Raw genomic sequence first — 10197 nt, forward strand, 5'->3', positions numbered from 1 at the left:
CGCTCGGCGCGCGGTGCCCCTGCCCGGCGCGTGCGCACCTCCACCTGGGTGAGCGACCCCGAGCGCATCGTGAGCGCCAGGAACGAGGCGCGGGCCTCCACGTGCGCGATGCGCTCACCGGGTCCGGCACTGCGCAGCGCCACCCACGTCGACGGGGGCGCGATGGGCTCCAGGTCCGGTGCGCCCCCGGGCTGGGAACCGGGGTCCCGCACGCCCAGTGCGGCGCGGGAAAGGCCAGGCCCCGCCTCGGGGGCCAACGAGGCGAGCTCCCCGTCCGGGGGCAGGGGCGCGGCCGCCAGCTCGCCCTCCGCACTGGTCGCGGTGTGGACGACGAGCAGGTGGTCCCCGGCGGACTCGACTCCGATCAGCGCGCCGGGGGCGGCCCCCACCAGTGGGATGGGCAGGCGCGTGGGGCAGTCGGGCAGCCACAGCCACGCGCCCCCGGTCGTCGACGCGGCCGAGTGGATGACGACGTGCCCGGGGAACCCCGACGGGGCGACGACCAGGTCGAAGGCGCCGTCCGGTTCGGCCAGCAGCAGGAGGTCCTGCGGGGCGCCGGTCCCCACGCGGTGCGCCCACACCTCGCACGAGCGCCACGCCTCGTCCAGGCCCGTGTAGACGAACCAGCGCGAGTCCGCCGACCAGGCGAGGCCGTAGCCCGCGCCCACCACGGCCCTGTCCACGACCTCGCCCGTCTGGGCGTCCTGGACGACCCACGTGTACCGCTCGTCCCCGCGGGTGTCGCGCGCCGAGGCGATGAGGCGCCCGTCGGGGCTGGGGACCAGGTCCGCCAAGCGGAAGAACTCGTGCCCGGCGGCCTCCCGGTTCTCGTCGATGAGCAACTGCTCGCCGGGCAGGGGGCGCCCCGGCTCCGGGATCGGAGGGGCCTGCGCGCCCGACGAGGCGTCGGCGGGCACCCGGTGGTGCGTCGCGTAGTCGCTGCCCTCGTGGGTGCGGCTGAAGTACCAGTGGTCTCCGCGGCGCACGGGCACGGAGGCGTCGGTGAGCGCGGTGTGGGCGCGGACCTCGCCCACGATCGCCTCGGCCAGGGGCCGCGTCGCGGAGGTGACGGAGTCCGCCCAGGCGTTCTCGGCCTCCAGGAGCGCGATCACCTCCGGGTCGTCGGCGTCGCGCAGCCAGTCCCACGGGTCGTCGAAGCGCTGGCCGTGGATGTCCCGGACGCGGAAGCCATAACGTTTGGGGGCGATGGGCGGTCTCATGCCCCAATCATAGGGGCGCCGCGGCCTCGCGCTCCTGGCGCGGGCGCAGGACCGCCCGTCTGCGCGTCGTCACTCGTGGGGGGCCGGATTTTTACGCGGGCACGAGGGGCCGGTCCGACGCCCCGCCCCGGCGCCCCCTCCCGTGGAGGCCTGCGGGCCGCTGAGGCTATCCTGATGGGCGTGATTGAAGGAACGCCCAGGCGCGGGAGCACGATCCCGCACTCCACCGCCCCCACCGGGGGGGCCGACCGGGCGGGGCGGTCCCCAGGGGCGCCCGCTCCTGCCCGCGCCTCCCTCAAAGGCCGACTGGTCGCCTGGATCCGCGAGTTCATCCAGTTCGGCATGGTCGGGGCAACGGCCTTCGTGGTCGACTGGGGGCTGTTCAACCTGCTGCAGCACGGGCCGCTGGGGCTCCTGGCCGGGCACCCCAACACCGCGCAGTTCTGCGCCGCCGCCACCGCGACCCTGTACGCGTGGGTCGCCAACCGCCTGTGGACCTACCGCGGGCGCACCAGGGCCCGCGCCTCCCGCGAGGCCCTGCTCTTCTTCTTCGCCAACGCCTGCGGGATCGGCATCAGCCAGTTCTGCCTGCTCTTCACGCACCACATCCTCGGGCTGGCCTCGGCGCTGGCGGACAACGTCGCGGTCTACGTCGTGGGATTCGCCCTGGGCACCGCCTTCCGCTTCTTCTTCTACCACTACGTCGTGTTCACAGGGGAGCGCTGAGCGGGCCGATCCCCTCCGCCACGATGTGGGGGACGCTTCATTCGGACGATCCGCCTCCACCCGTCCGCGCGCCAGGCCCTAGGCTCGGAGTATGAGTGACGACCGGTCCGTTGTGCCCCACGGCCCCGAGGGGGCCGCCCCCACTGGCGATCCCTGCCCCGCGCCCGCCGATTCGATCGCCACGATGACGACCATCGACGACACGGCGGTCGTCTTCGAGGGCGGCGGCATGCGCAACGCCTACACGGCCGCGGTGGTGAGCGAGCTCATCGCCGAGGGCATCAACTTCCCCCACGTGTCCGGCGTGTCCGCGGGGGCCTCCCACCTGTGCAACTTCGTGTCCAGGGACGCCGCCCGCTCCCACGCGACCTTCGTCGACCTCGTCGACGACCCCGAGTTCGGGGGCGTGGGCCACTTCCGGCGGGGCCAGGGCTACTTCAACGCCGAGTACATCTACGAGCGCATCTGCTACCCCGACGGCGCGATGCCCTTCAACCTGGGGGCCTTCCTGCGCAACCCCGCGCGCACGAACGTCGCGGCCTTCAACGCCTCGCGGGGGGAGGTGCGGTGGTTCACCAAGGACGAGATCTCCACCCTGGACACCCTGGGCCCGGTGATCCGCGCCTCGTCGACCCTGCCGATCCTCATGCCCCCCACCATCATCGAAGGGGACACCTACGTGGACGGGGCGCTGGGCCCCAACGGCGGGCTGCCCTTCGACGCGCCCCTGCGCGACGGCTACCGCAAACTGCTGGTGGTCCTCACACGCCCCCGCGACTACGTCAAGCCCCCGCTCACGCCCAGCGTGAGCGCGCTGCTGCGCATGGCGTACCGCCGTTTCCCCAGCGTCCACCAGGGGGTCGCCCTGCGCGCCTCCCGTTACAACACGGGCCGCCGATGCCTCTTCGGCCTGGAGGAGCGGGGCCGCGCCTACGTGTTCTGCCCCGACAACCTGTGGATCACGAACACGGAGTCCCACCGCGAGCGCCTGGAGGCCACCTACCGCGCTGGCCTGGTGCAGATCCGCAGGGAGATGCCGGCGATCAAGGCGTTCCTGGGCCTGTAGGCCCCGCCCGGCGTCCGCCGCATCGCGCCGCGCGTTCCAGGTGCTCCCGCCGCGGTCCCGCCCCGGTGCTCCGTGTCGCGGGATTGCGACACGGCTGCGACCATATGGTCAAACGCCCCCGTTAGAGTTCACACATCGGCGCACGGAGCGCCGGAGTGAGCACAACGGGACAACACCGGAGGATGATCGACATGAAGGCACAACGGAGCGGAATGGCGCGCAGGGCGCTCGCCGCCCTGACCGCGCTCCCCCTGGCGTTCGCCATGAGCGCCTGCCGGATCGGCCTGGGCGCCGAGGGGGACAACGGCAGGAGCGCATCCGGCCCGGCCCCGGCCTCCTCGGCGTCGAATGGCGCTGCATCGCCCCAGTCGGGCCTTTCCTCCCAGGCGACCGGCGCCTCCAAGTCCCGCCCCTCCCAGGTCCTGGGCACCTGGGAGGGCAGTATCGACGGCGACTCCTACCGGGTGGACGTGAACTCCGTGGTGGTCAAGGACGGGGTCACGACGCTGACCGTGACCTTCGCCAACACAGGGGCGACGACAATCTACGGCTGGTACCTCGCTTTTGGGGGCCCTGACATGCTCGCCGACAAGGTGAAGCTTACCGATGTGCAGAACAATCTCGTGTACTCGCCAGGCAAGGGCGCGGACGGATCCTGCATGTGCAGTGAGGTCGACTCTGCCGCTATGGCTTCCGGCGAATCCCGCACCGTTTTCACGACCTTCAAGGGCTTGCCCGACGGGGTCAATGCGGTCACCGTGTCAGTCTCGAACGTCGCCCCCTTCGAGGGCGTCCCGGTGACCAGGGAGTGAGCGCCATGACCACGATGAGGAGGCGGGCGCGGGCCGTCACTGCCGCGGCCCTCGTGCTCGTGGCCGCTGTCGGCGCCGGCCCCGCCCTGGCCGCGGACGCAGCGACGGTCGAGTTCCCCGACCCGGTCAAGGTCGTCTTCTCCGTCGCCACCGTCGACGGTGCGGTGTCGATGGCCGAGCAGCAGAACGCCACGGTCACGACCCTGTCGGGGGACGTGAATTTCGAGGTCGACTCCGACCAGCTCACGGCTCGGGCGAAGGAGGTCCTCGACTCCCTGGCGTCGGAGTGGTCCAAGGCCAAGCCCTCCACGGTCACCGTGACGGGGCACACGGACTCGGTGGCCGACGACGCCCACAACCTCGACCTGTCCAAGCGCCGGGCCAAGGCCGTGGGAGACTACCTGGCGGGCAAGGTCCCGGGCCTGTCGCTCACGACCGACGGGAAGGGCGAGGCCGAGCCCATCGGCGACAACGAGACGGAGGAGGGCCGCGCCCAGAACCGGCGCGTCGAGATCCGCGCAGAGCGGTGAGGGGCACCGCCGGTCCCGCAACGGCGGGTCTGGCGGCCCCCTGCCAGCGGCACCGCTGGGGACCGACCCGGTCGGAATCACCGCGCCCCCACCAGTCACGCGCTGGTGGGGGCGCTGCGCTGTGCCCAGCACGAGCAGCGGCTCGCCAGCACGGTGCTCAGCGCGCGGCGCCCGCCTCGTCGGGCAGCGGCAGGGTCAGGACGACGCTGGTCCCCACGCCCTGGCGCGATGTGAGGCGCACGTGCCCGCCGTGCCTCTCGATGACGAGGCGCACGAGCGGCAGGCCCAACCCCGATCCGGAGCGCCCCGCCGCGTTCGACCCGCGCGCCAGCTCCGCCCACACACTCTGGCGCTCCGCATCGGGGATCCCGATCCCCGTGTCGGCCACCTCGATGCTCACACTGTTCTCCGACTGGCTGGCGCGCACCTCGATGCTGTCGCCCTCGCCGGAGTACTTCACCGCGTTGAACACGACGTTCTGGATGGCCGAGTACAGCAGGTCCGCGTCCCCGATGACGCGGGGCAGCGGCCACGGAGCGGTCGGGAAGACCAGGGTGAAGTTCCGCGCGTCCCCCACGCTGGAGCGCGCTGCCTCCACGGCGTCGCGCGCCGCCTCCTCCAAGTCCACCAGCTCGCGCTCCAGGGGTGCGGAGGACAGGTCGGCCAGTTTGCGCAGATCCGTGACGAGCACGCCCATTCGCCGCGCCTGGGCCGCCACCAGCGCGGACGCCTCGTCGTCGCCGGGGGCGGTGGCCGCCAGGATCGCCGTCAGGGGGTTCTTCAACTCGTGGTCGAGGCGCGCCAGGAACTGCCTGTGCTCGAGGTCGCGGCGCGCGTCCGCCTCGGCGGCACCGGCCAGGCGCGCCTGTGAGAGAGCGGAGGAGACGAGCGCCGCCGCCAGGGCCGCAGCCGACACGAGGACGCCGACGGAGGCCAGGACGGTGGGCAGGGGGACGAACGCCCACACGCCCAGCCGCGAGCCGGCCAGCCACCACGCCAGGGCGCAGGCGCAGGCGACGGCGGCGGGCGCCAGGCACCACAGGATCCGGCGCGTCATCAGCCGACCCTCCCGATGAAGCGGTACCCCACGGAGGGGACCGTCTCGATGAACACGGGATCGGCGGGATCCTCGCCCAGGGCTGCCCGGATCTCGCGGATCCGGTGGTCGACCGCGCGCGTGGACGAGGCGAAGTCGATCCCCCACAGCACTGACAGCAGGCGCTCACGGGTGTGGAGCTCGCCGGGGTGCGTCATCAGATAGTCGAGGAGGCCCATCGCCTTCGGGGTGAGCTCGAGTTCCGCGTCCGACAGGAAGGCGCGCCTGGCGAGGCGGTCGAGCACCAGGTCGCCGCTCGTGACGCGCTCGGCGGCCGACAGGGGGCGCGGAGTGCGCAGGCAGCGGCGCAGCACGGCGCGGATGCGCGAGACCAGCTCCTGGGGGTCGAAGGGCTTGGACAGGTAGTCGTCGGCGCCCTCGTCCAGCGCGGCCGAGCGCTCGAAGGAGGTGTCGATCTGCGTGAGCAGGATGACGGGGGTCCACGTGCCGCCCGCACGGATACGGCGCACCATCTCGCGCCCGTCCATGTGGGGCATCATGATGTCGGAGACGACGATGTCGGGGTGGAGCCTGCTGTGGGCGGCCAGTCCCTCCTCGCCGTCGCGGGCGGTGTGGACTGTGAACCCCGAGCGGCGCAGGAAGGGCGCGAGGCCGTCGATGATCGCCGCCTCGTCGTCGACCAGCAGGACGGTGGCAGCCGCGCCCGCCGCGGGCTCCGCCGGGGAAGGCGTCCCGGTGCGCGTTGTCACGGCTGTTCTCCTCGGGTTCCGGTTCCGATCAGGTGCGCGCCGACGGTGGCCGCCGGGCGCGCCGTTTTTCAGGGTAGGCGACGCGCCCGGTGCTTGTCCACGCAGGCCCGCTGCGGGCCGGAGCCCGGTCTGTTGCCGGATTCGGGGCCCCGCGCGTATCCGGGGAGCCCGCAGCGGACTGGGCCGCGCGCCGGGGCGGTCCCCCAGCGCGCGGCCCGGCGTGCCCGTCCGGCCGCGGGCGGCTACTCGGTGGCGAGCGCCTCCGCGGGGCTCACGCGGGCGGCCCGCCTTCCGGGCAGCCACGACGCCACCAGGGCGCTGAGCACCGCGACGACCAGGACGGCGCCGATCTGCGCCCACGGGAGCACCAGGACGGGGGTGACGTCGTCGAGGGGGACGGACAGCACGCCCAGCCACCCGAAGAGCACGCCCATGCCCAGGCCGACCAGCGCCCCCGTCACCGACAGGCACAGCGCCTCCAGCGCGAGCAGCCGCTTCATCTGGCGCTTGGTCAGGCCCAGTGCCCGCAGCAGTCCGTTCTCGCGCGTGCGCTCGACGACGGACAGGGACAGGGTGTTGGCCACGCCCACCAGGGAGACGATGACGGACACCCCCAGCAGGGCGATGACCGCCATGAGGACCTGGTCGATGACCCGCATGTACGTCTGGCGCTCCAGGGCGCTGCCGTCCACCCTCAGGGACGGGTCGAGCGTGAGCAGGGCGCTCTGCACCTCCTGCGCGTCGGCGCCGTCGGAGAGTTTCGCGATGACCAGCACCAGGGAGCGGTCGGGGGCGATCGCGGCCAGATTCGAGGCGGAGACCATGACCTGGTCGGGGTCGGCCTTGTCGCTGTAGGAGGCGGTGAGGGACAGGCAGGAGCCCGCCGACCCGCACACGGTGAGACGAGTCCCGTCCAGGGCCGCGACACCGACCCGGGCGGTCTGGTCGTCCAGCTGCTCCACGTGGGAGTGGGCCACGGCCGTGTAGTCGGGTTGCCCGACCAGTTGGGCGTTGGCGGAGCCCGGGGCCGAGGACGACGGGAGGGCGGGGGAGCCGTCGGGGAGGGCAGCGGTGCCGTCTGCCGCGTACTCGGGGGCCGTGGCGGCGACGCCGTTCGTCGCGGCGACCTTCGCCTCGACGTCCTGTGCCAGGGGGCCGCCCGAGTTGGAGGCGACGCCCAGGTCGAAGGGCCTCGCGTCGTCGACCGCCGTCGTCAGCGTCTCGCGTAGGGAGGAGGCCCCGACCATCATGGTGACCACCAGGGCCACGCCGATGACGATGGCGCTGCCGGTCGCCGAGGTGCGCCCCGGGTTGCGCATCGTGTTCTCGCGGGCCATGCGGGCGAGCATGCCCGGCCACGCGGCCCCCAGCAGGCGCGTCAGGGGCGGTAGGACCACGGAGAACGCCAGGATCAGGCCGAAGAAGGCCAGCAGGGACAGGCCGAACATGGCGAGGAAGCGGGTGGTGGTGTCGGCGGTGCCCGAGGCCGCCCAAACGCCCGCCAGGGCGCCCACGGCGATCAGCGCGCCGATGACGAGGCGCGCGGTGTGGGACTTGCGCGCTCCGGCCCCCGCCTCGTTGACGGGCGCGAGCGCGGCGATCGGCGGCACCCGCGAGGCGGACAGCGCGGGGAAGAGGCCGACGGCGGCAGTGAACACGGTGGCCGCCGCCCACACGAGGGCGAGCTGGATGTAGTCGGTGGCCGCCAGGGCCCCGGCGTAACCGGTGCGGGGGTCCATGACGGTCAGGGCTCCCGCTCCGAGGAGCGTGCCCGCTGCCGTGCCGATCAGGGAGGAGAGGGCTCCGATGGCCAGCGCCTCCAGGGTCACGAGGCGGCGGACCTGCGTGCGGGTGGCGCCCAGGGTGCGCAGCAGCGCGAGTTCGCGCCTGCGCTGCTGCAGGACGACCCGGAAGGTCGAGGAGACCACGATCGAGGCGACCAGGGCCGCCACTGCGGGGAAGATCATGAGCATCGCGGTCATGGCGGCGCCGCCGAGGTGGGCCTGTTCCAGGTCGGATTCCATCGCCGCCTTCGCCGTGGTGACATCGACTCCGTCGAGGCCGCTGAGGGAGTTCCCGATGGTGGAGGCCCAGCGCTCCTGCTCCGCGGTCGGCGGGTTCCCGTTGTCGTCCCCCGCCTCGTCCGTGGCGACCATGAGCGTGCCCGAGGGCGTGGAGCCCATGAGGGCGGTGAACCCCGCCTCGGTCGTGTAAGCGGCGGGCATGCCCGAGTTCGACGAGGGGGCGGAGTAGACGCCGGTGACGGTGAGGTCCTGGGCGGGGATCCCGTCGAACTGGGGGCGGGCGGTCACGGTGCCGCCCGCTTTGACGCCCAGGAGCGTGGCGGTGGAGTCGGGGAGGAGGATCTGGCCGGGCCCTGAGGGGTAGTCGCCCGAGTCGAGGGCGGGCCTGCGCAGGGGCTCGTCCATGAGGGGGGAGACGAAGAAGAAGGCGCGGGCGCCGTTCGCCTGGGCCTCGGCGGGCCACTGGGTGTAGGTGCCGACGGCCCGCACCCCGGGGACGGCGTGGAGCCTGGTGCGCGCCTGGTCGGTGAGGTCGGACAGGGATGCCCCCCCGGTCTGGTTGGGGTTGAAGGAGACGACGGTGGTGACGTTGGCGTACCTGTCGGTGACCCCGGCTCCGAGCTGGGAGACGAGGCCGCCCATGACGACCATGGTGATCGCGATGAAAGCGGTGGAGATGGCGACGGCCAGGCCGGTGGAGACGAAGCGGCGGCCGTGGGCGCGCAGGTTGGCGCGCACGAGCATGGTGTTCGTGGTCATTGCGGGCTCCTGGGTGTCAGCGCAGGGCGTCGGCCAGGGCGTACTGGTCGGCTCCGCGCAGGTCGGCGACGATGCGCCCGTCGCGGCAGACGAGGACGCGGTCGGCGTGCTCGGCGGCCCCGGTGTCGTGGGTGACCATGATGACGGACTGCTCCAGTTCGTCCACCGCGCGGCGCAGCAGGTCGAGGACTTCGGCGGAGGAGTGGGAGTCGAGGTTGCCGGTGGGCTCGTCGGCGACGATGACAGTGGGGCGGCTCATGAGGGCGCGGGCGACGGCGACGCGCTGCTGCTGGCCGCCGGACATCTCGGAGGGGCGGTGGCCGAGGCGGTCCTCGATCCCCAGGGAGGTGACGATCAGGTCGAACCAGTCCTTGTCGGGCTTGCGGCCGGCCAGCTGCATGGGCAGGACGATGTTGGCGCGGGCGTCCAGCGTGGGCACCAGGTTGAAGGACTGGAAGATGAAGCCGATCCGGTCGCGGCGCAGCCGTGTCAGCTCCGTGTCGCGCAGGATCGAGATGTTGCGCCCGCCGACGAAGACCGCTCCCGAGGTCGCCGTGTCCAGGCCGGACAGGATGTGCATCATGGTGGACTTGCCGGAGCCGGATGGCCCCATGATGGCCGTGAACTCGGCTTCGCCGAAGTCGACGGTCACGTCGTCGAGTGCGCGGACCTCCGTGTCTCCGCTGCCGTAGATCTTGGACACGTGCTCGAGGTGGACGATGTTGTTTTCCATACCCACTATGGTGGCGGGCCGACGGGGGCGGGGTCTATGGGCGTCCACCCTGGAAAGACCCTGATCGCACCCTGGGCGCGCGGAGGGGTGGCCCCCGGTGGCGCGCCGGGGCGGTCGCGGGCCCTACCAGCGGTAGCGGTTGATGGCGGCGCCCACGTCGATCATGCGGGGCCGGGCGACGAAACCCGGCCGCGCGCCGAACTTCGTGATCGTGTCGAGGCCCTCCGAGTTGAGCTGGCGCTCCAGGCGCGCCAGCACGTCGCGCAGGGAGGCGCGCCCGGCGAACTGCTCCAGGGCGCCGCGCACCAACCACGCGACGGCCTCGGTCTGGCCCTGGTCGACGATCTGCTCCACGTCGGACAGGTCGACCGTCTGCCGGTCGATGAGGAACCCGGAGTCGAGGGCCTTCGTCTTGGGGCGGTCCACTGCGGGTTTGCGCGCGGGGACGCGGTCCGCGGGCCAGGGGCGCCCGCCGGCGCCAGTGCCCGAGGGGGTGGCGGCCTGCGCGGACGCGCCGTCGG

9 protein-coding genes and 1 pseudogene are annotated in these 10197 nt (G+C 72.8%); 4 read left to right on the forward strand and 6 right to left on the reverse strand.

The features are described 5' to 3' along the window. A partial coding sequence (locus BH719_RS10160; protein ID WP_009744160.1) for a S9 family peptidase occupies nt 1-1220 on the reverse strand: 1220 nt, incomplete at its 3' end. Between the two features lie 174 nt (nt 1221-1394). On the opposite strand from BH719_RS10160, the gene BH719_RS07225 reads away from it, so the two are divergent. The 4 genes from BH719_RS07225 (at nt 1395) to BH719_RS07240 (ending at nt 4354) form a co-directional block, all read left to right on the forward strand. Next, on the forward strand, nt 1395-1946 hold the full coding sequence (locus BH719_RS07225) for a GtrA family protein (RefSeq protein ID WP_009744161.1): 552 nt from the start codon (nt 1395-1397) through the stop codon (nt 1944-1946). Between the two features lie 184 nt (nt 1947-2130). Next, nucleotides 2131-3012 carry a patatin-like phospholipase family protein gene (locus tag BH719_RS07230; RefSeq protein WP_050790666.1) on the forward strand — a complete coding sequence of 294 codons (882 nt, stop codon included), beginning with the start codon at nt 2131-2133 and terminating at the stop codon, nt 3010-3012. 191 nt (nt 3013-3203) lie between these two features. After that, nucleotides 3204-3824, forward strand: a complete 621-nt coding sequence (locus BH719_RS07235; protein ID WP_245683274.1) for a hypothetical protein — start codon at nt 3204-3206, stop codon at nt 3822-3824. A 5-nt stretch (nt 3825-3829) separates the two neighbouring features. Then, nucleotides 3830-4354, forward strand: a complete 525-nt coding sequence (locus BH719_RS07240; protein ID WP_009744164.1) for an OmpA family protein — start codon at nt 3830-3832, stop codon at nt 4352-4354. A gap of 157 nt (nt 4355-4511) precedes the next feature. On the opposite strand, the gene BH719_RS07245 is transcribed toward BH719_RS07240, so the two are convergent. The 5 genes and pseudogenes from BH719_RS07245 to BH719_RS10165 form a co-directional block, all read right to left on the reverse strand. After that, the gene (locus BH719_RS07245) at nt 4512-5411 is read right to left on the reverse strand and encodes a sensor histidine kinase (RefSeq protein ID WP_009744165.1); all 900 of its coding nucleotides are present in this window, start codon (nt 5409-5411) and stop codon (nt 4512-4514) included. Further along, on the reverse strand, nt 5411-6160 hold the full coding sequence (locus BH719_RS07250) for a response regulator transcription factor (RefSeq protein WP_009744166.1): 750 nt from the start codon (nt 6158-6160) through the stop codon (nt 5411-5413). Before BH719_RS07250 ends, BH719_RS07245 begins: the two co-directional genes overlap by 1 nt. A gap of 242 nt (nt 6161-6402) precedes the next feature. Beyond that, nucleotides 6403-8943, reverse strand: coding sequence for an ABC transporter permease (locus BH719_RS07255; protein WP_009744167.1), 2541 nt, complete (start codon nt 8941-8943; stop codon nt 6403-6405). Nucleotides 8944-8959: 16 nt separating this feature from the next. Continuing rightward, entirely contained in the window at nt 8960-9676 is a 717-nt protein-coding gene (locus tag BH719_RS07260; RefSeq protein ID WP_009744168.1) for an ABC transporter ATP-binding protein, read from the reverse strand. Between the two features lie 123 nt (nt 9677-9799). After that, nucleotides 9800-10197: pseudogene (locus BH719_RS10165) on the reverse strand (isopentenyl-diphosphate delta-isomerase); the annotation flags it as partial.

Origin of the sequence: Pauljensenia hongkongensis, assembly GCF_001746855.1 — a bacterium.
In the GTDB taxonomy this organism is placed as follows: domain Bacteria; phylum Actinomycetota; class Actinomycetes; order Actinomycetales; family Actinomycetaceae; genus Pauljensenia; species Pauljensenia hongkongensis.